The following is a 23901-nucleotide window of genomic DNA, read 5'->3' as shown; positions in this document are numbered from 1 at the left end:
GCGCGGTTTTAGAAAGAGTTGTAATTTCTCCAAAAAGATTGAAAACCATTTTAAAGCCTTCGACTTAACCTTTTTTTACATCAATAATGGTTTCATTTAATGTCAGCATACTTTTTGAAACACCACCTAAGAACTTTTAAATTGGTTGCATTAGAAAACTTAAAAAGCGACCTGATACAATTTTTAAAGTGATCATGTTTTAGAACTTTAAAAATGATCAACGATATTAATGACCTTTTATCTTGAGGATAAAATTTTATGGGGCTTTTGATTTTTTTATTGCTAATTGTTGCGCTGATAATTGGGGCAATCATCATTCGCAATAATATTGTCCGCCATCACAATGCAACTATTCGCGCATGGTCTGATGTTGCCAGTTATGAACGGCAAAAAATTAAAATTTTGGATGGATTACAACCGCTTGTTGAACAGTATTCCAGTTTCGAACAAGGTACTTTGGCAAAAGTCACAGAGCTACGTCAGAACATCATGAATTTGAACATCAATTCTACCGATGTCTCACAGCTACAGCATATTGAGGCTTTAAACAAAGAGCTTATGCGCAGCTTAAATGTTGTGGTTGAAAATTATCCTGAGCTTAAAGCCAATGAAATTTATCTAAAAATGATGAATGAAATTGAAGAGCAAAATGAAAATGTCGGTGCCGCAATTACCATCTTTAACCGCAATGTAGAGTTGTTCAATAACCATATTCAGATTTTTCCGAATAATATTATTAACACCTTGTTATTAAGTAAAAAAGCGATTCGCCCTTTCCGCGACCAAGCTGCAAGTCAAAGCTTTGATTACCGTCCAAACTTTTAAGTTTGGGCAGTAATAAAAAATATTAAAAAAATAATGATGAGGTAGTTAGCACCTCCATATACAAAGAATGAAAATAAAATATGCAAAACCAAACGATATACAAAGATGCGTTCGTCGCAGCATTTATGAATCTGTACCAACTGTATCAGACGGATCAAATCTATGCTTGCGCACTAGTTTTGAATAAATTCTTATTGATTGATAATTTAGCCATTTCTACACAGCGCAGTATTTTTGCTGAAGATGAAGATAGCGCTCAGTATCTTACGGAAAATGACCGTTGGAATACTTCAAAGTGGCGGTATCGCGCAACACCTATGCTTGAAAATAGCTCGAATCAGACCAAATCCATATTGTCTGACCATTTGAAGACGCCATACATGATTGATTCAGCCTTACAACACGCACATTCAATCACACAGCAAAACAATCTAGCGATGCTGTTGAGTGCATTTCAGCAAGCTATAATCACATTAAAAAAGAATTTTGCCATCGAAGTAGAGCGTATTTTATTTTTTATCAGCCTACCGACACAGCCTGAAATCGAAATTTCTTCTGCACACTATCTGAATACAACATCCCCATTGCTGCAAAACTTTTTAGATTCAAAACAACAATCCAATATCAAGAGTTTGCCCAAACGTATGAAGCTGACGCAAAGCGATAAAGATATGCTGATCGATTTAGCACAAATTATCGAAATTCAGCCCTACCACTATTTGCAAGTTGCAAATGACGCTTATTTGCTGACGCTAGACCGAAACTACCATGCAACCAATCCTTACATTCAAAAACTAATCGAAAGCATTGTTGCGATGACGTCAGCCCCCGATGGAACATTTGCAATGGAAAAGGATGAAATTTTACAAAGGATTAATCAGTTCTATCACAATGCCGAAGTTTCAACCGATGCCCTATTGAATTAAACATCCAATAAATTTACAGACATAACACCCGACAATGCTAGCGTTTAACAGCAGAATCAAGGAAAATAGTGCACTTTTAGCACTCTTACCATCAGCGAACTGTTTTTTCGCCTTGATCTGGATCTTGTATGAAGTTTGAAAAATTAGCACAGTCGGGGCGTGCTCGCCGCGGCCGTCTGACTTTAGAACATGGTGTTGTTGAGACACCAATGTTCATGCCTGTCGGTACTTACGGTACTGTCAAAGGTATGCTCCCGCGCGACATCAAAGAAATTAAATCCCAAGTGATTTTGGGTAATACTTTCCATCTTTACCTACGCCCAGGCCTCGATGTCATTCGTGAACACGGTGGCTTACACCAATTCATGAAATGGAATAACCCTATTCTGACTGACTCAGGTGGCTTCCAAGTTTTCAGCCTTGGTGCGATGCGTAAAATTAAAGAAGATGGCGTGACTTTCCGTTCTCCAATTGACGGTTCTAAAGTCTTTTTATCTCCTGAAATTTCGATGGATATTCAGCACACACTGAACTCTGACATCGTGATGATTTTCGATGAATGCACACCATACCCTGCAACACACGAAGAAGCACAAAAATCTTTACAGCTTTCTTTACGTTGGGCGAAGCGTTGTAAAACACAGCACCATGATGTGCTCAAAAACCGTAATGCGCTGTTTGGTATTATCCAAGGCGGCATGTATGAAGATTTACGTGATGAATCTTTAAACGGTTTAAAAGAAATTGATTTTGATGGTTATGCCATTGGCGGCTTGTCTGTCGGTGAACCAAAAGAAGAAATGATCAAAGTTTTAGATTATCTTCCTGCCAAAATGCCTGAAGATAAACCACGTTACTTAATGGGCGTGGGTAAACCTGAAGATATCGTTGAAGCGGTGCGCCGCGGTGTCGATATGTTTGACTGTGTGATGCCAACTCGAAATGCACGTAATGGTCATTATTTTGTGACCGATGGTTTGGTACGTATTCGTAATGCGAAATATCGTCACGATCAAAGTCCGTTAGACCCACATTGCGACTGTTATACCTGTACCAATTTTACAAAATCGTATCTGTTCCATCTTGAAAAATGTGGCGAGATGCTAGGTTCAATGCTCGGTACGATTCATAACTTACGTTACTACCTACGTTTGACCGAAGCGATGCGTGATGCACTCGACAACGGTACATTTGATGACTTTGTTGAAGACTTTTATCACCGTCGCGGTATGAAAGTACCACCTTGTCCACAAGATTAATTCTTTCAGTATTTGCGCTGAAGAAAAAGACAAGGTAAATTGCTGAACAAGTCCAATTTACTTATCAATAATTTGATAACCAGTTTTTTAGTTTAGGAAAATAAAATGAGCCTTTTTATTTCTACTGCTCACGCAGCAGGTGAAGCTGCACAGCAACCAAGCATGATGGCAAACCTGTTGATGATTGCTGTATTCGTGGCGATTTTCTACTTTTTGATTTGGCGTCCTCAATCAAAACGTGCAAAAGAACATCGCGCACTTGTTGACAGCCTTGGCGTTGGCAGTGAAGTTGTTTTTGCGGGCGGTTTAATGGGTAAAATCACAAAAATTGAAGGTGATTTTGCAGTCGTTGAACTGAACCGTGGCGTAGAAGTAAAAGTACAACGCGCAAGTGTGATTTCAGTTCTTCCTGAAGGCACGCTCAATAACCTTTAATCAAAAAATAAGTCGTGCACTCGCACGACTTTTTTCATTTTAAGAAGAAAACGAATGCGTTACCCAGCATGGAAATATCTGCTGATCCTAGTTGTTCTTGTGATCAGTACATTATATGCCCTGCCAAGTTTGTATCCTGATGAACCTGCTGTTCAAATTTCAGGTGCCAAAGCCGGTACCCAGATTGATCAAAGCATCGTACAAAAAGCAGAGCAAATTTTAAAATCTGAAAATATTGCCAGTCATGACAATAGCTTCACCAACAATGCCGCTTTATTGCGTGTCGATTCTAGCGAAATACAGTTAAAAGCCAAGGAAGCATTACGTCGTGGTCTAGGTGATAATTACGTCGTTGCATTGAACCTTGCCCCTACAACTCCAGAATGGCTACAAAAAATTGGTGCAAAACCAATGAAATTGGGTCTGGATTTACGTGGTGGGGTACATTTCCTACTCGAAGTGGATATGGATAAAGCCATTTCACAACGTATGGAAACCTCTGCAGCGGACTTACGCCGTCAATTACGTGATAACAAAATTAAATTCAACAGCTTAACGTTAAATAACAACACCATTACCATGCAGTTTGCAAATAATGATGATCGTTCTGCTGCTATGGATTTCCTACGTCGTAATGGTAACGAGTTTACGCAGCAAGCCGTTGCAACCACTGATGGTTCGACACTACGTTTAAACTATACTGACGCACGTCGACAAGAAATTCAGTCTTATGCCGTCAACCAAAACTTAACCACTTTACGTAACCGTATTAATGAGTTAGGTGTGGCTGAAGCATTGGTACAAACCCAAGGTAGCAACCGTATTGTGGTTGAACTTCCGGGTGTACAAGATACGGCTGAAGCAAAACGTGTTCTTGGTCGTACAGCAAACCTTGAATTCCGTCTCGTTTCCGACTTAAACGATCAATACATTGACCCATATACAGGCCAAGCTACCGGTTCATTACCACCGGGGACTGAAGCCTTTGCTTATGAGTCTCTCGATAGTGGTCGTCAATTATTGCTGAACCGCAACCGTATTCTAACCGGTGAACGTGTACAAAACGCATCTTCTGGCTTTAGCCAAGATACCGGTGGTGCTGAAGTAAATATTACTTTGGATACTGCTGGCGGCAAGTTGATGTCTGAAGCGACACGTAATGCTGTTGGTAAACGCATGGCGGTATTGTTCATTGAGAACAAACAAAAAATTAGCTATGTTCCAGACCCTGTGACAGGCACACAAACTGAAGTCCGTACACCGTATACAGAATCTGTCGTCATTAATGCGGCAACGATTCAAGCGGTACTTGGTTCACAGTTCCGTATTACTGGTCTAGATTCACCACAAGAAGCAGCTGAACTTGCCCTGATGTTACGTGCTGGTGCACTTGCTGCGCCAATGTACTTCGTTGAAGAACGTGTGATTGGTCCAAGTTTGGGTCAAGAGAACATTGATAAAGGTGTTCTTTCAGTCCAAATTGGTTTCATCTTGGTTGCAATTTGGATGGTGGTATTCTTCCGTCTATTCGGTTTAATTGCCAACTTTGCACTTGTGGTTAACCTTGCCATGATCCTAACGATTATGTCTTGGATTGGTGCTTCTCTTACCCTTCCGGGTATTGCAGGTATCGTGATTACCATTGGTATGGCGGTCGATGCCAACGTACTGATTTGCGAGCGAATACGAGAAGAAATGAAATGGGGGGCCTCACCAAAACAGGCCATTGTTGCGGGTTATGATCGTGCATATAACACCATTTTTGACTCCAACTTAACCACCTTCCTCGTTGCATTCATTCTGTTTGCAATTGGTACAGGCCCGATTAAAGGCTTCGCTGTTACCCTCATGATTGGTATCGTTTGTTCAATGTTCACTGCAATTACAGTAACACGTGCAATCGTACAGCTGATTTACGGTAAAAAGCGTAACCTGAAGAAGTTGAGCATTTAGGAGATCGATGATGACTGAAAATACTCAACCGAAACAATACGGCCGCCCGGACAATGAACGGATTATTCCGTTCATGAAAATTGCCAAGCCGGCAGCAATCATTTCAATCCTTCTAACCATTGCCAGTATCTTTTTTATTAGCACCAAAGGCTTAAACCTCGGTTTGGACTTTACTGGTGGTATTGCGGCGGAATTAAACTACAGCCAACCAGTGAAATCATCTGATGTCACTTCGGCACTGACCCAAGCTGGCTTTAAAGATCCTGTGGTACAAACCTTAGGGTCTGACCGTGACCTAATGGTTCGTATGCCGGTACAAAAAGATGTTGAAGCTGAAGACTTAACCAAGGCGATCACTTCTGCTGCCCAATTACCGGGCAATAAAGCCGAAGTGAGTAAAATGGATGTGGTTGGTGGCCAAGTGGGGAATGAACTGTATGTTCGCTCTGCGGGTGCAGTCGGCCTTGCACTGATTCTGATGCTGGTCTATGTCACCATTCGCTTTGAGTTTAAACTTGCGATGGGTGCAGTACTGTCGTTATTCCACGACATTATCGTGACCATTGGTATTTTTGCCATGATGCAATGGCCATTTGACCTCACCGTATTGGCTGCATTATTGGCAATTATTGGTTTCTCACTCAACGATAACATCGTGGTCTCGGACCGTATCCGTGAAAACTTCCGTAAGATTCGTGGGGCTGAACCACTGGAAGTTGTAAACAGTGCATTGACCGAAACGCTGCGCCGTACCATTCATACTTCGATGACTTTATTACTTGTTGTCGTGGCGATGATGGTTTTAGGTGGCGACGGTCTAAAATGGTTCTCTGTTGCCATGTTCGTCGGTGTATTTGTGGGTACCTATTCATCTATTTACATTGGTACTGCATTTGCTTTATGGCGTGGCTTGAACCGCCAAGACTTTATTGTGCAAGTGAAACCTGAATTTGAAGATGAGCAAGAGATTCCATAAGGAATTTCCCTTTCTCTTTTCCAAATAAAAACCCATCTTCGGATGGGTTCTTTATTGACTCAAATGTGCATTCGGATTCTAACGACAAATCATAAAAGCCCAATAAGTTGAAGGCTAAAGCGTTGAGAGTATACGCAGCAAATAAACTTCTTATTTATTAACCTGCTGACTCAACTCTTATTCAGTTAAAATTTAACAAGATCACCTTTTAATGCAACACCTGCAATCGCTGTACCTTTGGCACATTTGTATGTCGTCGTGCTACGGGTTTCATTTGACTTATAGAAGCTCACTAAGTTAGTGACAGCATTTGCACCATTAGCTTTTGCGGTATTTTGGAATTGAATCAATGCAGAACGTAATACATGATCACATGAAGTTTCTGCAGATTTAGCAAAACCATTAGTTTTCTTATTGGTCACAAGACCTTTTTTAATCACATTTCCACCAGATTTTGTTCCCGCCAAATAAAATTTAACAGAACCATCTAGCGTGCCATCTGCAACGGCACGATCTACAGCTTGTTTAAAATTAAAATCATGCATTTGGTCAGCTGCTTGTGCTGATGTAAATACAGCTAGCCCCAGAATAGCTGTGAAGCCAAATTGTTTAATATTCATAGTAATTGCTCTCTAATTTAATTTAACGTTTTTGAAAGTTGTGTAAATACCGAATTATCTAAACGTGCCTTCCATGCCATCGCATTTTTATGAATTTTGTTACCACGTTGATCTAAATTACGACTACCTGTAATTTGTGAACTGACTTGATTGCCTGAGATGAGATAGGTCACTTGCAAATAATGGCTACGACGGGTTAAACCCGCAACTACCTTTGTCTGATCTGCCTGTTCAACCACCCAACCAGTGCGCGCATTTTGCCCAACACCCAGTCGAATATTGTTCTCAATATCAGCGGCAGTCGCATGTTTTGCTGTCATCAATTGCCGCTGCGGATAATCGGAAATTTTTACAGTACTACAAGCTGTTAATCCCAGCATACTCACTGCTGATAAGATCAATAGTGTTTGTTTAAACCCCATTTTTTACCCTCTGTTTCAGTTATGGTCTATATTATTTTTTAAAATTAATGATGTATTAATGCCACCAAAGGCAAAATTATTCGTCATAATAATTTTTGCCGACATCGGGCGAATATTGCCACAGATATAATCTAATTCCGCACACGCAGGGTCAATGGTATCTAAATTTAAAGTTGGCACGAATTGATTACGTTGCATCATTTCAATACTGAGCCATGCTTCAATTGCACCACATGCACCTAAAGTATGACCAAAATAGCTTTTTAATGAACTGATTGGCTTTTTACCCAATATACGCGCAGTTGCTTGTGATTCAGCAATATCACCCTGATCGGTCGAAGTGCCATGTGCATTGACATAATCAATATCCGCGGCAGTAAGCTGTGCATCTTTCAGTGCCAGTTGCATACAGCGTCCCATCATCTCAGAATCTGGACGTGTTACATGCTGACCATCGGTATTGGTTCCATAACCAATAATTTCTGCATAAATGTTCGCGCCGCGTGCTTTGGCATGTTCATATTCTTCTAAAATCAGACAGCCTGCGCCCTCGCCCACGACCAAGCCATCGCGTCCAGCATCAAAAGGACGCGGTGTTTTTTCGGGACTTTCGTTTTTACTACTGGTTGCCAGCAGCACATCAAACACAGCAGAACCTGCTGCACTGAGTTCTTCTGCACCACCCGCAATCATGACGGTTTGCTTCCCGTATTTAATCGCTTCGTATGCCTGACCAATTCCCATTGAGCCAGAAGTACAAGCACTAGATGTCGGTAAAGTCAGCCCTTTCAAACCAAAATACACGGTCATATTAACTGCACTGGTATGTGACATCATACGAATATAAGTCGTTGCATTTAATTGACCCATATTGTTATCTAGCAGCATGGCACCAAACTCTCGAATCGCATCGACACTGCCGGCAGATGAACCAAAAGCCACACCCGCTTCACCGCTTTGCAGAATTTCATGATTGAGTAGGCCTGCATCTTCCAACGCTTTTTCTGCGCAGACCACAGACATTAATGCCACACGGCCCATGCCGCGAGTCACCTTGCGGTTAAAGTGCTTGGGTACGGTAAACTTTTCTACAGGACCACCCAGCTTGCTACGCAAATCGGAGTGTTTTTCCCAATCTTGCATGTAACGGATACCGCTTTTGCCTGCTGTAAATTGTTCAAAAATTTGATCTGCGGTCTCACCCAATGAAGTGATGCCTGACATACCTGTAACGACTACACGTTTCATCAAATCAGTCCTCCATTTACCGAAATCACTTGGCGGGTAATATAGCTGGCGTCATCACTGCATAAAAACTTAACCGTTTTTGCCACTTCATCCACTTGCCCCATACGTTGCATTGGGATCATTTTTAGCGCATGTTCTTTAACTTCATCTGTAACCATTTCGGTTTCAATTAAACCGGGCGCTACGCAGTTTACGGTAATTTTCCGTTTTGCTAATTCCAGCGCCAGCGCTTTGGTTGCACCAATTAAGCCTGCTTTGGCAGCGCTGTAATTGACTTGCCCACGGTTGCCCATCACGCCAGAAACTGAAGATAAAGTGACAATACGGCCGCCTTGTTTTAAGCGAATCATCGGCATCATTAATGGCTTAAGCACATTGTAAAAACCATTCAGTGAGGTCGATACCACCTCATCCCAATCGTCATCAGTCAAGGCTGGGAAAGCGCCGTCACGGGTTAAGCCCGCATTGAGCACTGCACCATAAAACGCACCATGCTCGGCCATATCCTGTTCTAAAATTGAGGCTATATTTTCACGGTCGTTTACATCAAACATCAAAACATGACTGCTTTGTCCCATGGCCTGAATTTCTTGCGCCACCTGCTCCGCTTCCTGCTGACGAGAACGCGCATGCACTGTGATATCAAAACCTGCTTTTGCCAATTCCAAAGCAATTGCCTTACCTATACCGCGGCTGGATCCTGTTACTAAAATTCTTCTGCTCACGTTCATTTCCCAATCGCGTCATTCATATTTTCTGGTTCAAATACACTCAGCATGGCGCTAAAGCGATGTTCTTTATATTCAATTTCACAATTAAACTGGCCTAGGCCTTCGTGCAGATAGCTCTGCTCAACTCGAATACGCACGGTGCTGCCCAAAGCGAAATATGGACATGGCAACTGCATTTTACGCGTACCCAATAAAAAGCCGACTTTAGGCGGCAAGCCTTTCGTTTGCCCTTTATGCCCCGCATAGGCACTGATGGTTTGCGCCATTAATTCAATGCCGCTCCATGTCGGCAAACCTTCTGCTTCGCAAAACATCAACTCAGGTCGAATCTGCAATTCTGCAATGGCATAGCTGTCATTGGCTTCAATCAAATGATCAACAAAAACCATTGGTTGTTCATGCGGAATAAACTGTACGGCATCCATCATGGCAAAACGGTTCCTAAAATTAAACTGATATTGCTGCCGCCAAAGGCAAAGGAGTTGCTCATTACATAATGCATCGGCTGCACTGCATGGTTATCCAAAACATAATTCTGCTGGGCCAAAGCAGGGTCTAGTTCAGCCGTATGATGCAAAGGCAGCCACGACTGATCCAGCAAAACCTGCTGACAGATAAAGGCTTCAATTGCACCTGCTGCACCTAAGCAGTGACCCGTTTTGTGTTTGGTGCTGCTCAGTGCAACTGGATAATCGTTAAAAACGGTCTGCACCGCTTTAATTTCCATGGCGTCATTTTGCGGAGTGGATGTGCCGTGCAAATTTAAATAACTAATTTCACTGGCTTTCAGGCCTGCACTATTCAAGGCTTTTTGCATCGCTTCTGCCGCACCTTGCCCTTCTGGATGCGGCGCAGAAATATGCCATGCATCCATCGATTCACCGCTAGACAGCAACATCACTGGAGCCAAGTCTTTAGACAATAAAAATAATGCCGCTGCTTCACCAATATTGATACCGTCACGCTGTGCACCGCAAGGCTGACAAATACTGCTGGACAGGCTTTCTAGGCTATCAAAGCCATTTAAAGTTAACTTGCACAATGTATCTACACCTCCCACCAATACAGCATCTGCCAGATCTGCATTCAGCAGGCGCTGCCCTGCTGCCATAGCTTTGGCTGCCGAAGAGCATGCCGTAGAAATGGTATATGCAGGGCCATTCCAGCCCAAATACTGCTGCAATGATTTGGCTATGCAGCCCATTTCCTGTTTCTGATGGCTAATCGGCTCCGCAGAACACTGCTGGAAATGTGCCTTTAATACTGGCTCATTATCAACAATACCTGACGTAGATGTCCCGACAATAACCGCAAGGCGCTGCTTTGCAAATTGCGCGGTATAGGTGCGAATATCTGCCTCTATTTGCCGCAAAGCCGTTAAAGCAAATCGTAAATTACGCGAATCTGCAGACTGTAAATATTCAGGTATGTTTTGCACTAAGGATGCAGCAGAAGCCCCCACCCAAACCGTGCGCTCTGCGATTAAATCTTGACGCTGCGTTAATGTATTGTCTGCTGTGCACAGTGCATTTTTCAATTCACTGGCATTTTCCCCCAAAGCAGACAAAGCCGCGCTGAACTGTATCCCCACAGCAGAATGGCGCATGATATTGTTATTGGTCACTCTCGCCTCGATCATCTTCCAAAGTATTGCTCACCGCGCTGATTACCATTTGATACGGTACTTGCAGGTTATTCAGTTCAACTGCTCCCTCTAGCGGCTGAATGTTTAACACGGGCTGCTGATTGATATATACCACACCATCTTTTTGCGTCACAGCGGTTTGCCCTGCATGTAATGACATAAACTGTGGATAGGTTGCGTACAAAATATCCCGCACGACATAGTCAAATGGCAAGTATTTCATGGCATCAATACGCTGCTCCACCCGAACCTGCTGTCCATCAAAACTCAGTTTAAACAGCTGCTGCCCAGTCAAGCTCAGCGCCAGCATGTCCAATTGCTGACCGCTTTGCTGCTGATACAGTAAAAAACTGAAGCCATGTTCTTTCCATTGCACTTCAATTTGATCTTGGCGCTGATAGCTTTGCGCTGTCCATTGCGGCGCAGATAAGCCTTGCGCCTTAGGCAGAATTTTAGGCGCCAAGCTTTGACAGCCGCTGCACAAGACAGCACCAGCCAAAACTAAAGCAGTGATTTTAGCATTTACATTAAGTGCCATCTGTCATAGTTTCCCGCATTTTCGCTTCGCGGCAATATTCCGCCAATGTACTCAAACGCTGCTTGGCATTGTGATAAATCGGGTTTGTTTCATCCCACGCATAGCCTGCCAAAAGCGAAGCAATCATACGGCGGATTTTTTCATCTTGGTTCTTTGAAAATACCACATCTTGAAATTCGCCTGTATACCAAGACTCCACATAGGCGCGGAACACTTGAATACCTTTGCGAAGTGGTTTTTCATACTGCGCCATCCAATCCACAGGCTGTCCTTGCAATACTTGATCAACCAAAGGAATGGCCAAGCTGGAAGATTTCAGCGCAATGGTCACCCCTGATGAGAACACAGGATCTAAAAACTCGCCCGCATTGCCGAGCAAAGCATAATTATGTGAAGCTAGCTGTTTAACATTGGCAGAATAACCGACCAATGTACGTACAGGCGTATCATGTTTCGCATTGCGCAGCACTTTAGACAAACTCACATCATCCGCCAAAATGCGTTTTTGCAATGCTTCTAAATCATAATCTGGACTGCCGTCATAACCGTATTTTTCAAAAAAGTCTTGTTCTGCAACCACACCAAAAGATGAACGTCCATCAGCAAAAGGAATCAGCCAATACCATGCACGATGATCTTTTTCATGTACCGCAATCAAGATTTTTTCACGGTCAAATTCTGGATCATCCAAAATACCGTCTTCAATATGCGTAAATACGGCGCGGCGTACAGGGAAATCTGACGGGCTTTCTAAATCTAAAAATTTAGGCAAAATTCGGCCAAAGCCGCTGGCATCCAGCAGGAACTTGCCTTGAATTTGATAAGGCTGACCTTGTTCATCTTTAACCGTTAAAATAGGATGAGCGCTGTCTACATCGACAGCGGTCACTTCATGACCAAAGCGGATGTCTGCACCCATTTTGCCAGCTTGCTGCGCCAGCAGATGGTCAAAATTGGCACGGCGCACTTGCCAAGTAGTGCCCGGGCCTTCACTAAATTTTTGAGTAAAATCGTAGAAACTGCACTGCGGGCCTTTTAAGAAAGCGGCGCCGTTTTTAAATTGAAATGCATATTCTTCGACATGCTCACGCACCGTCTCCAGCAAACCAGCTTCCTCTAGAAACACCATAGACTGCGGCAGTAGAGATTCCCCAATTGAAAAGCGCGGAAAATATTGTTTTTCGATCACCGTCACTTGATAGCCTTTTTGACGCAGCAAGGCTGCTGCCGAACTGCCCGAAGGCCCCGCGCCAATAATTAAGACATCTGTGTGCTGTAGTGTGCTCATTGCACTATTACCTTTTTACTCAGCTCTTTGGCTGATATTGCTGAACCACAACATGTTCTGCATCGGAAGATGTAAACAATGTTGCATAAATAAATGAAAAAATGACCCCCAGCAGTACCGTCAAGCCAAAGCTGTGAATGGCATAGGTATGGCTAAAGGACAAAAGTCCAAATCCAAAGAAAGTCGACATCATACATAGAAACAGCGCCATGCCGACCACTTGCGGATGGTCGTGCCCATGACGGTAGAAAATCGCATAGTCCACGCCAATGCCGATAATCAGGAAGGTACCCATAATGCTGAACAGATTAATTTCTACGCCTAACCAAGCTTGTATGGCAAAGGTCGTCATCAGCGCCATGGTCACCGGCAGCACCAGCGGCAAGATGGATTTTTTCCCATATAGCAGGCCTAAGCCAATGGCTAAAATTGCCAAAGCGCTCAGCAGCAGCCACTGCGCTTGTATACGATGCTGCTGAAATAGCTCAGACAGCTGATTAACTGGCCGCAGCAGTTGCACATTGTGATTGCTTAATTTTTGCAAAGCGGCCACATCTTGTACATTTTGCAGCATGACTAAACGCTGGGTAGAACTCATCTGTAAAAAATGCAGCGGATGATCTTGAAGCACAGCATCACTCAGCAGCGGCTGATGCTTCAAGTTTGCCTGCCAATTCAGAACGTCAGATTCATTCAGCTGCAGCACCTGCGCATAATCACGCAAGGCCTGCTCAGGAATGGCCTGAAGCATAGCCACATTCTGCTTTTGCTGCACCAGAGGCGGCACCCACTGACCCAGCGCCTGTACCGTATCTAATTTCCCAGCCTGCTGCAATACAGATAGCTGATCCAATAAGTGCTGTTCATTGCGTTCTAATTCTGCAGGTGTTTGACCTCGCACTACAAAATAATCACTGCCCTGCTGCTGCATAAAACGTTCACGTACGTACTGATCTTCCTGTTTTAAGCGTTGATCCATACTTTGCAAATTACGGATGTCATCATTGCTTTTTAAGAACAGTAAGCTGCTGCCAGTCACTGCAACAATCAGCGCCATCAAGACATAGCGTAAGCGATTGCGCGCTTGAATGTAGTTGCGCGCATGACCAATAAAACTCAGCATGCGAATTGCAGGCTCGGCATTTAAAGCAGGCAAGCATGGCAGCAGTAAAATACTGGTAATCCATGCCGCAGTCAGTCCGACCATAGAGAACACTGCGATCTGCTTAAAGCCCGGAAATGGCGTAAAGCTCAGCACCACATAAGCCAGCAGCGTTGTCATCAGACCTACAAATAGGCTTGGCAATAATGGCTTTAAAACGGCAAAGCCATCAATTTTACGATGCTGCGACTGCATGGCCATAAAGTAAAATGAAAAATCCACACAGACGCCAATCAAACTGGCGCCAAAGACCAAAGTCATTAAATGAATTTCGCCAAAAATACTGTAAGTCACAGCAAAAGCAACCAAGCTTCCTGTGCCCACAGCAACTATTTCGGTCAGCATGGGGCGGATAGAACGGAAGCCAAACCATACCAATAGCAGAATACCGATGGTTGAACCGACACCAATCGTCGAAATTTCTTCTTTCGCAGAGTTTGTACCAAATTGCGCAAACAGCAGTGTTCCTGTCCAATGCGGTGTGACCTGCAATTGACTCAGCTGTTGATTGATCTGCTGAATAAAAGCATCGGTCTGCTCTTGATAGGCAATGCTGTAAGGACTGTTCTTGAGCTGCAATACCACCAATCTAGAAATGCCCTGCTCATCGCGCTTGGTGGCAAAGCCTTGTTCTAGGCTAATATCCGAATTGTTCTGTAACGCGCTGAGCCCCATTGCATAACGTGGAAACAGCAACAGCGGATCACTTTGCAGCATTTCTGCCGTGACCGGCATGCCCGGACTCATCAATTGCAATAAGCCCTGCTCTGCTAATGCCACATAATCTTTGTGCTGCAGCAGTTCACGGTCGCTCTGGGTTAACAGCCCTGCCTTGTACTGATACAGCAGTTTGGCAAATTTGTCATAGTCTAGCTGAGGGCGTACAGGCTGAAATAGCTGGCTTTGATTAGCCTGTGTTTTCAGTAATGTTGTGGCTTGATCCAGCTGCTGATCATTTTGAGCATCCAGCACCACAAAGACTTTGTCATTCAGCTGATTGCTGACATAGTTCTGCGCACGCTCCAGATTCGCATCTTGATGTGTTTCTGGCAGCAAGGCAAAAATATTGGTCTGAATTTTAATGCCATTGTTCAGCCATGCCGTAGCTAAAACGACTGCAATGACACAGAGTATGACCAGCCAAATGGCGGTAAATTTATTTTGCCAATTGGAAAAGCGCATTTTCCGCAGCCGTTAAAGTTTGAGGTTGAGCGCTTTGCTGACTAAAACGGATGACCGTACTGTTATTGGCCTGTTCCTGAATCACAATGCGGTTCACATAACGCTGACCTTGAGCATCAACACGGACAAACAGTTTTTTAAATAAACTGCTCTTTGGCGTCAGCACCACATTCCACTGTGCAGGACTGTAATTGGCTGAAACCACATTAAAGTTTTTTGCCAGTGCAGTTTCATTACCAGACATCAGCTGTAAAAACATGGTCGCAACAGAACCATAAGGCGTTTTATCAACTGCAATTTGACTTGAAGTGCGCTGTGTTTTTTGCACCAGCTTACGCGGTGTCACGATCAAATCTGCTTTCACTGGGCTTTGAATTTGCCAAAGTACGCCCTGATTTTTACTGAACAGCACTTCGCCTTTCGAGACATAGGTTTTATTCAGCGAAGCCAATTTTTTCTGTTGTTCAAAATTGGCGCGTACCATTGGTGTAGCCGCCAATTGCGAAAATACCTGCTTCAATTCAGTATTCTGCGCATGACCTGCAGATGTCATCACAGCAGAAGCTGTAATCAAACACAGCGGCAATGCTGCTTTAAAAATAGGAGATCGAATATTCATCCTACTACTCCGCTTTAAATTCAGACCATGCATTTAAACAGTCCAATAAAATTTGAGGCGACTGGTAACACATTTCACGTGTTGCAATCTGCACTGCCACTTGCGTGGTATAACCTTTGGTCAGTCGTCTGCCCGAAACTGCGTCAAAAATCTGATACTCAATTTTCAGACGGTTTTCCCATTCTTTTAAAATTGCGCGTACACGGATTTTTTGTTCAAATTCGATGCCCTGCACATAGCGCACATGGCTTTCAATCACTGGCCATGCGTAGCCTGAATCACGCATTTGCGTATAGTTATAATGAAACTGATCCAGCAGCTTGCAGCGGGCAATTTCAAAATATTTTAAATAATGCCCATGCCAAACCACATTCATGGTGTCTACATCATGAAAAGGCACATCAATAATCACATCTGCATGCATCGCTTTATCCTTGGCTTATACAGCAATGCTGTTCAAAAGTTCTAAATCTTCAAAACGGTTGACCAACGCCTGCAGCTCGTTCTGTAAAGGGCGATCTTCCTCTACATAGTTGAAGCTGTGAAGCACCCACTGTTGAAATGCTGTTAATACTGGACTGAGTTCTGTATCTAAGCCTTTCAATTTCACCGCCTGAACCGCAGCACAGCTCAATGCCGCCATCACTTGTTCAGTCAGCGTAATCACACGGCTTGCATCACGCGCTGCAATGGTTCCCATGCTGACTTTGTCCTGATTATGACATTCAGTTGAACGAGAAAAAATGGATGCCGACAAAGTCTGTTTCAGCGCTTCTGCTGTCCATGCCGACACCCCAATTTGCACGGCTTTAAAACCATGATTCAGCGGCAGGCGTTCTGGGCTTGAACCCGTCAAGTTGCGCGGCAGGCCGTTATTCATCTTGTAATCGACCAATTGCGCAAGCTGACGGTCCATCAAGTCTGCAATATTGGCAATCATGATTTTTAAACTGTCCATAGCCTGTGCAATATGACCGCCATAGAAATGTCCACCATGCAGTACACGCAAATTCACCGGATCAATCAATGGATTGTCACTGCTGGAATTCAGCTCATTTTCAATAAACTGGCGCAGCCACACTTTTGAGTCTTCAAACACACCAATAATATGAGGCGCACAGCGTAATGAATAGCGGTCCTGCAGGCGTGAACTTTGGTGCTCGGTTTGCACTTGGCTGTTCAGCCATACACGTAATTGCGCGGCAATCTGCTGCTGACCAGGATGCGGTTTTTGCGCAAACAGTACTTCATCAAAATGGCTCGGATTACCTTCCAGCGCCAAGACATTCAATGCTGTCACCATGGTGCTGGCCAAAGCAATCTGTTCTGCTTTTTTATAGTTCAGGCAAGCAATGGCGGTCATCACAGCTGTACCATTCATCAAGGCCAAACCTTCTTTGGGACGCATCACCAAAGGCTGCATGCCTTTTTCGGCATAGATCTCTGCAATGGGTACAATCTTGCCTTGGTAATACACATCACGCTCACCTACCAGCGCACCCGCAATATAAGACAATGGCGTTAAATCACCGCTTGCGCCGACAGAGCCTTCAGATGGAATAACTGGAATCACATCTTCATTCAGCATCCACGCCAGACGCTGCAGCAAGGCGTGCGATACACCTGAATAGCCACGTGCCAGCGAACATAAACGGACTGCAACCACTGCGCGTGCCGTGATTAAATCCAAATTTTGGCCCATGCCACATCCATGAAAGCGAGACAAATGCAAAGGCAGTTCATTCACTTGATGCGGTGGAATTTCCACAAGGCAAGAATCGCCATAGCCTGTGGTTACGCCATAAATAACACCTTCATCCTGCAATAACTGATCGAGAAAATCTGCGCCGCGCTGAATCAATGCATTCCACTCATCTGAAGCAGGCAGTGCTACTTGATGTTCTTTACGCGCAACAGCTACAATATCTTCAATGCTGAGAGCGAATTCCCCAATCGTTAACACAAGACTTATCCTTTATTCCAAAAATTATAAAAATTAAACCATTGATACGGCGCACGCATGCAATGCTGTTCCAGCAGCTGCACATATTGCCGTGTGGTCTGCTGCATAGCTTGCATGCGCTCTTTACGTGGCCAGTTCAGCTGATCTGCTACTTTATGAATATGCACTTCAAAATGTGCTTGCACCCGATAGCAAAACACCGCCAATACAGGTGCTTTCAATAAACTTGCCAAAATCCACGCGCCTTGCGGCCACAGCGCCTGCTCACCTAAAAACTCAACAGGCTGAACACGGCCAGACTGCACAGGCACACGGTCTGCAGCCACAATCACCCACTCGCCTTGATCCAGCTTATCTTGTAAAATCAATGCGGTTTCTATACCCAATTCATCTACCGAAACCAAATTCACATCGGCATGCTCATTCAGCTTCTTTAAAAATTCATTAAATTTTGTCGCATGCTTTTGATAGACCAGCACATTAATTTTTTGCGTATGTTCAGACTTCACCGCACGCAGCAGCTCAATATTGCCAAAATGTGAAACAACAATCACTGCGCCTTTTTGGTAATGCGCACGGAAATGTTCATGCCCATGCAATTGCAGTTCCTGCTCAGCCACATTGCCCAACCAGCCTTCAATTTTGTCTAAGATGCATTCGCCAAACTGCATTAAATGCGTATAGGTCTGCCCCATATGCGGATCAGATGCAAAAGGTGATTGACTGCCTGCAAAATGATGCAGCTTTTTTAAATACAGTAAAGAAGCTTGGCGTGCTGTGTTTGAAAATAGCCAATACCACAAGATCACAAAATACAGCACCAATCTGCACAGCCAGCGTCCGCCCAAGCGGTAAAAGCCCAGCATCAGCATCAGTGGTAACATGCCGCCACGCTCTTTGATGCTGCTCCATTTGGGAGTGCTTTTTTCTGTCTTTTTTTGCTCTGACACGCTTAGCCTTTCACTTTGTAATACAGCAATTTGGGTAAGCGCAGCAGCATGCCACCCAATAAACGGCTATGCGCGCGAGCCATCCCTAAATTATCTCGCCAGACATTAAAATGCGAAATACCGTCTTCAGGATAGATGACCCGAGTAGGCACATTCACAAAATGTACATTTTCCCATTTCAAGCGCACCAAAATTTCTGAGTCAAAGCCCATACGCGGCTGAAATTTAGCACTATTCAATATTTTCACTGTCTGCGCCAAGGGATAAACTCGAAAACCGCACATACTATCTTTAATTTCAAAAGATAGGCTGTTTATCCAAACCCAAATATGTGTTGCATAACGACCATATAAGCGTTTTTTCGGAACAGTCGCATCAAATACAGGCTGACCAATGACCATCGCTTCTGGATGCTGCGTCGAGACATCTAAAAAGTGCTGAATATCATTCCAGTCGTGCTGACCATCCGAGTCTAATTGCAAGGCGTGACTATAACCCTGCTTATATGCATGCTGCAGCCCCGTCATGACTGCCCCGCCTTTGCCTTGATTGACTTCATGCTCAACCAAATCCAGTAAAGGGTTGTCTGCAGCCAATGACCGCAGCACCGCTGTACATTCAGCATCACTGCCATCATTCACCATAATAATAGGCAGCTGAAAAACGTTTAGATGTGCAGTTAAGGCCGCCAAATAATGCGGATGGTTATAAACTGGAATTACAAAGCAATGCTGCATTCTTATATCCTCGGCCTATTCTTCTGCCGCTGAAACAGCAAACAGCAGCCGCCCAGAAGCCAATGTTTTATCTTGTTGTTTCAGCTCAAAACTGACTTTGTGCGCCTTTCGCACTAAGGATAAATCCACACATTGATAAGGACGAATTAAGTCCTGAAATTTTAACTGCTCAAAACCATTACACCATTGCAAATCTGCCCAATGCTGCTTTGCAAAATGCTGAATGAAGCCAATTTGACCAACGCCTGGGTAAATTGAAAAATTCGGGAAATGTCCCTTAAAACATTCTAACTCAGGACTGAATTCCAGCGCTAAATTAAGCTGCTCATCATGTATCTGCTGTGTCAAAACCACAGGCAGCTGCATCGGCTGAAACAAAGACTTTAAATACTGCTTATTGAGTTTAGATTGCGCATTTTGCGGCATCAGGGACAAGAAGCGCCATTGCCGCGGAATGGCAATACTTTCCAGCTTTTCACTTAATTGTTTTTTCAGCTGCGCTACGAATGCCGCTTTGCCCATTTCCTGCACATGCTGACGCGCTTCATCCGTCAGCACAGCCACCGTGGCTAAAATTTGACGGTGCTCTTTTTCATACACCAAAACGTGACATTGCTCTACAGCCGCTAAATCCGCAATTTTAAGTTCAATTGCATCGAGGCTTAAACGCTTTTCTTCCAGTTTCACAATTCGGTCTAAACGGCCCAGCAAACGAAATGGGCTCTTAGAGTTCGTCATTTCTATCAGTTCGACTTTATCACCCGTCAAAATCCAGTCTGTGCTAAATGCATGATTGGTTTTGACCGCCAATTCTTGCTGTTCCTGAGCCTGAATATCGACATTAGCAAAGGGAGTCCATAAGGCATCATCCTGCTGACGGTGCGCAATTCCGCCTGTTTCAGAACTGCCAAATACTTCTGTAATGGGACTGTTCAGATATGGGCGGACACCCGCATCCAGCTTGCCGCCAGAAGAATATACCGTAATACAGTCTTGCAGCAGTACATCCTTGGTCCAGCGCTTGAGCAAGGCTGGGCTGGAAATTACATAGTTTGGCAGCTGTAAATGCGCGATTTTCTTTTGAATATCAGCCACATCTTCAGGAAAAGCCAATTGCTTTTGATAAAAACTTCGCCCGCTCGCCAAAGGCCACAGCAGTTTAAACAATAAGCCATATATATGCTGATGACTGACTGTTGCAATTGCGACGGCCTGTTCGGGCAAAGCAAAGCTGGCATCTAGGCCGCAAACTTCATTAAACAATTGCTGTAAGGTACGAGGAATTTTTTTCGGTTGGCCTGTAGAGCCTGAGGTATAAAAATACACCTGCGCGTGATTTAAAAAGGCATCATCAAATTGAAAAATTTCTTGATGTTTTTTATCTGAGATTTCACTGCGTTTTAGAAAATAGATCTGCTCGGCAGCCAATTCTTTTTCTAAATCACTGACACGGTTTGGTGGCAGCAAGACCTGTTTTTTTGCCTGCAAGGCTGCAAATAGCAGCACCAAAAATTCATAGCTATCTTGTTCCCACAGCGCCCAGACAGCTTCAGATGACATGCGGATCTGAGTTGCCTGCAATGCAACATCCTGCCAAAAGTCCTGAAATGAAATTTCACGCAGATCGGACTGAATACATAAAGTTCGGGATGAATGCTGATGGTGCTGAAAATGACAAGACATAAATGTTGTTTCTAAACCGTGATTATTTTCTAAATTAAAAAAATGAAAATGACGCTATTTTTGCGCCTGATGCAATCGCTGCTGACGTTTACGCAGCAGGTACTCTCCGAGCAATAAAATACCCATCAACACATAGGAAATAAAACCGTTATACAGCACCCAAATCTTCATTGGCGCAAAATACACCGTCCATAATGCAATCAGCGCATTAACCGCAAAAAAAACGCACCACACTTTGGTGACTTGACGTGTCCAATGCACACCTTCTGGCGGTAAGTCTGGCTCTGCCAACCGCGCAAAGCGCTCAATCATAGATGGCGGTTTGATTAAGGTCATACCGAAAATAATCAAAGCACCCACATTCATGCAGACTGGGTACAGTTTTAGCCAAGCATGATCTTTGAGTATCAGGCTTAGTCCACCGCAGAGTATAGCAAAGCCCGTCAAAGGCCACAGCAAAGCATTGCCCTTGCTGAACATGCGCATCATGCCCAGTGCAATCAACAGCACACTTACCCATGCATAGTGGCCTTTTGCCAAACCATAGCCGACAAAAAAAGGATAGAGAATCAATCCGATTACTGCTATCCCTTTAAAAACTGCATTCATTCAGCTGACATATTCTGAATGACGACTACAACGTCCTGTACGGTGCGGACGTTTTTAAAATCTTCCGGATTCACTTGCTTACCGGTTAATTCTTTAATCTTTACGACCAAATCAATCGCATCGATACTGTCTACATCCAAATCTGTTGCTAGATTGGACTCAAGCTGTACATCTTCAGGCGCGATTTCGAACAATTCGTCCATCCATTCGCGCAATTTTTCTAAAACGGTTTCTTGTGCAAGCATAGCAACCTCTTATGCTGTTTTCTGAGCTTCAACCAAAGCCACCAAGCTTTGAATTGATTTAAAGTGTTCTTTGGTTTCTGCAGACTCTGCATTTAAATGAATACCGTAACGCTTTTTCAATGCCAAGCCCAGCTCCAATGCATCAATTGAATCCAAACCCAGACCGTCGCCAAATAACGGCGCTTCTGTTTCAATGTCTGCAATGGTGATGTCTTCTAGGGCAAGCACATCAATAATCATTTGCTTCAATTCATCAGCAAGATTGTTCATTTAAGGATAACTCTTGGTTAAAAAACCGCTGTAATTGTTGATTTAATTGACGTACATTTTTGGGATTGACACTAACATCATCCAATACGTCTTCCACTTGGATCGCATCCAAAACTTTCACGTGAATATGAAAAGGCTGTTCTGGGATGTGATACCACTTTTCATTTTTGGTCAGGGTCGAAGGTGTACATGTAATCAGTACTGGCCGAATTGGTACACCTGCGCGCAAGGCAATATTGGCAGCGCCGCGCTGAAAGTCATTCAGCAGCGTGTCTTTTTCAGTCCGTGTCCCTTCTGGAAAAATCAGTAACGATGCCGCTTTATCCTGCTGCAGTTTGTTCACGCAATCCTGAATAAATTGTTCTGAACCTGCATTTAGAATATACCCCGCACTCTGCACAGGACCTTTGGTAAATGGGTTAGACCACAGCGCCTGTTTGACCACGCAATTTGCCTGTTCCATTAAACCAATTAAAACCACAACGTCAATCAGTGTCGGATGGTTGGCAATCACCAGCTCCTGCTGGCTGTGCTGCAGCTTTTCCAGCCCTTCAACTTCATAGGTCATAATGCCCAGCTTAACCATCATTTCGGTAAAGCCTTTAAAGCTGTGCTTAATGACTTTTTGCGTGCGCTGTATACGCAGCGCCTCATCTTGCGTACTGAGCTTCACCAAAGGTGCAACCAGACCGCCTATGGCAGCGCCGCCTGCGCCAAAACTGGCAAAACTGAAGCCCGTTGCGCCTACACGCCAAACATAATTGGCTTTTTGCTTAATACTTTTTAAATTTAGCATTTGGTCCACGCAGCGCTTTCAGTTTGGCGCTCATCTTGCCAGAAATGATAAAATTGTAATGCTTGCTGAAAATAAAAAGCATCTTGTGTCATGTGCTCAAGCTTTAAACATAAATTTTCAGGCTTTAATGTCACCATTGCCGCCATCGCGAAAGCAACAAAAGGCTGATGCTCAGCATAAATATCTGGTAGCGGTTCATCATAATACACCACCAACACGCGACCACTAAACTGTGCAGTTTTTAGCCATGCATATGCTTCTGTTAATCCATCATTCCATGAACCCGCCAAACTGGTAGCTGGCGTTGATTCTTTACATAAAATTGAATACAGCCCAGACACGGCATTATGCACCGAAGTCGAAAACTGAGTTGGTGAGGGTGTTTGGTCGTTTAACACATCTTCTAATATTTTCAGTGTTTTATGTTCATCACCATACTGCGATACCCAAACGATATAATCAGCTTGCTGTTCTGACAGCGCCTGTATTGCAGTATTCAGCGCCAACTTTGCAATTGGCGACAGCCGGCGCCGCTGCATCGCGGGAATTTTTTCTAAGGCAGGAAATACCTCATCTGCCCGGCTCATCACTAGCCGAGACACATTCATAAGCACCATGCGCTGTATTTCCTTACCCTTTAAAACTTATATTTCAGAATGTTGCGGATTATAGCATTGACATTATTTTTTTTGCATAAAATATAATAAACATTCCTATTATCATATACTTGTACATATATTACAGCTTTATGACAGCAATTTTTAGACATAAAAAAAACCTGCATCACGCAGGTTTTTTTTCAATTTATCAAACTGGAAG

The 23901-nt window shown here is 43.8% G+C and carries 26 protein-coding genes and 1 pseudogene; 7 read left to right on the top strand and 20 right to left on the bottom strand.

The genetic code is table 11. The annotated features are described in order from the left end of the window. The 7 genes and pseudogenes from FTT84_RS03740 to secF form a co-directional block, all read left to right on the top strand. Positions 1 to 100, top strand: a pseudogene (locus tag FTT84_RS03740) (IS1 family transposase); the annotation flags it as partial. Positions 101 to 258: 158 nt separating this feature from the next. Beyond that, positions 259 to 825, top strand: a complete 567-nt coding sequence (locus tag FTT84_RS03735; protein WP_067767814.1) for a LemA family protein — start codon at positions 259 to 261, stop codon at positions 823 to 825. Positions 826 to 905: 80 nt separating this feature from the next. Then, entirely contained in the window at positions 906 to 1751 is an 846-nt protein-coding gene (locus FTT84_RS03730) for a DUF4303 domain-containing protein (protein ID WP_180080018.1), read from the top strand. 128 nt (positions 1752 to 1879) lie between these two features. Next, positions 1880 to 3010 carry a tRNA guanosine(34) transglycosylase Tgt gene (gene tgt, locus FTT84_RS03725; RefSeq protein WP_067767820.1) on the top strand — a complete coding sequence of 377 codons (1131 nt, stop codon included), beginning with the start codon at positions 1880 to 1882 and terminating at the stop codon, positions 3008 to 3010. A 105-nt stretch (positions 3011 to 3115) separates the two neighbouring features. Next, the gene (gene yajC / locus FTT84_RS03720; protein ID WP_067767823.1) at positions 3116 to 3445 is read left to right on the top strand and encodes a preprotein translocase subunit YajC; all 330 of its coding nucleotides are present in this window, start codon (positions 3116 to 3118) and stop codon (positions 3443 to 3445) included. Between the two features lie 54 nt (positions 3446 to 3499). Beyond that, positions 3500 to 5398: a protein translocase subunit SecD gene (gene secD / locus FTT84_RS03715; protein WP_180080019.1), complete on the top strand. Its 1899-nt coding sequence runs from the start codon at positions 3500 to 3502 to the stop codon at positions 5396 to 5398. A gap of 7 nt (positions 5399 to 5405) precedes the next feature. Further along, entirely contained in the window at positions 5406 to 6374 is a 969-nt protein-coding gene (gene secF, locus FTT84_RS03710) for a protein translocase subunit SecF (RefSeq protein WP_180056391.1), read from the top strand. A 185-nt stretch (positions 6375 to 6559) separates the two neighbouring features. On the opposite strand, the gene FTT84_RS03705 is transcribed toward secF, so the two are convergent. The 20 genes from FTT84_RS03705 to FTT84_RS03610 all read right to left on the bottom strand — a co-directional run bounded on the left by FTT84_RS03705 (position 6560) and on the right by FTT84_RS03610 (position 23699). Continuing rightward, entirely contained in the window at positions 6560 to 6994 is a 435-nt protein-coding gene (locus FTT84_RS03705) for an excinuclease (RefSeq protein WP_180056393.1), read from the bottom strand. Positions 6995 to 7011: 17 nt separating this feature from the next. Beyond that, on the bottom strand, positions 7012 to 7416 hold the full coding sequence (locus FTT84_RS03700) for a hypothetical protein (RefSeq protein WP_180056395.1): 405 nt from the start codon (positions 7414 to 7416) through the stop codon (positions 7012 to 7014). Between the two features lie 15 nt (positions 7417 to 7431). Further along, positions 7432 to 8664: a beta-ketoacyl-ACP synthase gene (locus FTT84_RS03695; protein WP_180056397.1), complete on the bottom strand. Its 1233-nt coding sequence runs from the start codon at positions 8662 to 8664 to the stop codon at positions 7432 to 7434. Then, positions 8664 to 9389, bottom strand: coding sequence for a 3-ketoacyl-ACP reductase FabG2 (locus tag FTT84_RS03690; protein WP_086178483.1), 726 nt, complete (start codon positions 9387 to 9389; stop codon positions 8664 to 8666). Before FTT84_RS03690 ends, FTT84_RS03695 begins: the two co-directional genes overlap by 1 nt. Positions 9390 to 9391: 2 nt before the next feature. After that, positions 9392 to 9823, bottom strand: coding sequence for a 3-hydroxylacyl-ACP dehydratase (locus FTT84_RS03685; RefSeq protein ID WP_180056399.1), 432 nt, complete (start codon positions 9821 to 9823; stop codon positions 9392 to 9394). Next, positions 9820 to 11001 (bottom strand): beta-ketoacyl-[acyl-carrier-protein] synthase family protein, encoded by a 1182-nt coding sequence (locus FTT84_RS03680; protein WP_373684988.1) that lies wholly within the window; start codon positions 10999 to 11001, stop codon positions 9820 to 9822. Before FTT84_RS03680 ends, FTT84_RS03685 begins: the two co-directional genes overlap by 4 nt. 7 nt (positions 11002 to 11008) lie before the next feature. Beyond that, positions 11009 to 11578, bottom strand: coding sequence for a DUF3261 domain-containing protein (locus tag FTT84_RS03675; protein ID WP_180080021.1), 570 nt, complete (start codon positions 11576 to 11578; stop codon positions 11009 to 11011). Continuing rightward, the gene (locus tag FTT84_RS03670; protein ID WP_180080022.1) at positions 11568 to 12866 is read right to left on the bottom strand and encodes an NAD(P)/FAD-dependent oxidoreductase; all 1299 of its coding nucleotides are present in this window, start codon (positions 12864 to 12866) and stop codon (positions 11568 to 11570) included. The genes FTT84_RS03675 and FTT84_RS03670 overlap by 11 nt, the downstream gene beginning before the upstream one ends. Before the next feature lie 19 nt (positions 12867 to 12885). Further along, positions 12886 to 15210: an MMPL family transporter gene (locus FTT84_RS03665; RefSeq protein WP_180080024.1), complete on the bottom strand. Its 2325-nt coding sequence runs from the start codon at positions 15208 to 15210 to the stop codon at positions 12886 to 12888. Further along, positions 15185 to 15763, bottom strand: a complete 579-nt coding sequence (locus tag FTT84_RS03660; protein WP_257222756.1) for an outer membrane lipoprotein carrier protein LolA — start codon at positions 15761 to 15763, stop codon at positions 15185 to 15187. Before FTT84_RS03660 ends, FTT84_RS03665 begins: the two co-directional genes overlap by 26 nt. 70 nt (positions 15764 to 15833) lie before the next feature. Beyond that, entirely contained in the window at positions 15834 to 16253 is a 420-nt protein-coding gene (locus FTT84_RS03655; RefSeq protein ID WP_086178407.1) for a thioesterase family protein, read from the bottom strand. A gap of 15 nt (positions 16254 to 16268) precedes the next feature. After that, positions 16269 to 17792 (bottom strand): aromatic amino acid ammonia-lyase, encoded by a 1524-nt coding sequence (hutH, locus tag FTT84_RS03650; protein WP_180056412.1) that lies wholly within the window; start codon positions 17790 to 17792, stop codon positions 16269 to 16271. Positions 17793 to 17797: 5 nt separating this feature from the next. Next, on the bottom strand, positions 17798 to 18676 hold the full coding sequence (locus tag FTT84_RS03645; protein ID WP_180056475.1) for an acyltransferase: 879 nt from the start codon (positions 18674 to 18676) through the stop codon (positions 17798 to 17800). Between the two features lie 68 nt (positions 18677 to 18744). Continuing rightward, positions 18745 to 19479: a glycosyltransferase family 2 protein gene (locus FTT84_RS03640; protein WP_180056414.1), complete on the bottom strand. Its 735-nt coding sequence runs from the start codon at positions 19477 to 19479 to the stop codon at positions 18745 to 18747. A gap of 15 nt (positions 19480 to 19494) precedes the next feature. Further along, a complete protein-coding gene (locus FTT84_RS03635) occupies positions 19495 to 21162 on the bottom strand; it encodes an AMP-binding protein (protein ID WP_180080026.1) in 1668 nt (555 codons plus the stop codon). 54 nt (positions 21163 to 21216) lie between these two features. Next, positions 21217 to 21771: a septation protein IspZ gene (locus FTT84_RS03630; protein ID WP_180056418.1), complete on the bottom strand. Its 555-nt coding sequence runs from the start codon at positions 21769 to 21771 to the stop codon at positions 21217 to 21219. Further along, positions 21768 to 22016, bottom strand: a complete 249-nt coding sequence (locus FTT84_RS03625; protein WP_086178412.1) for an acyl carrier protein — start codon at positions 22014 to 22016, stop codon at positions 21768 to 21770. The genes FTT84_RS03630 and FTT84_RS03625 overlap by 4 nt, the downstream gene beginning before the upstream one ends. Before the next feature lie 9 nt (positions 22017 to 22025). After that, positions 22026 to 22286: a phosphopantetheine-binding protein gene (locus FTT84_RS03620; RefSeq protein ID WP_086178413.1), complete on the bottom strand. Its 261-nt coding sequence runs from the start codon at positions 22284 to 22286 to the stop codon at positions 22026 to 22028. After that, positions 22270 to 23091, bottom strand: coding sequence for a 1-acyl-sn-glycerol-3-phosphate acyltransferase (locus FTT84_RS03615; protein ID WP_171263606.1), 822 nt, complete (start codon positions 23089 to 23091; stop codon positions 22270 to 22272). Before FTT84_RS03615 ends, FTT84_RS03620 begins: the two co-directional genes overlap by 17 nt. After that, positions 23076 to 23699, bottom strand: coding sequence for a beta-ketoacyl synthase chain length factor (locus FTT84_RS03610; RefSeq protein WP_180056420.1), 624 nt, complete (start codon positions 23697 to 23699; stop codon positions 23076 to 23078). Before FTT84_RS03610 ends, FTT84_RS03615 begins: the two co-directional genes overlap by 16 nt. Between the last annotated feature and the right edge of the window lie 202 nt (positions 23700 to 23901).

This window comes from Acinetobacter sp. YH01019 (assembly GCF_013420285.1).
Classification (GTDB): Bacteria; Pseudomonadota; Gammaproteobacteria; order Pseudomonadales; family Moraxellaceae; genus Acinetobacter; species Acinetobacter gandensis.
The sequence above is the reverse complement of the archived record's forward strand: the minus strand, read 5'-3'. Positions and strand labels throughout refer to the sequence as shown.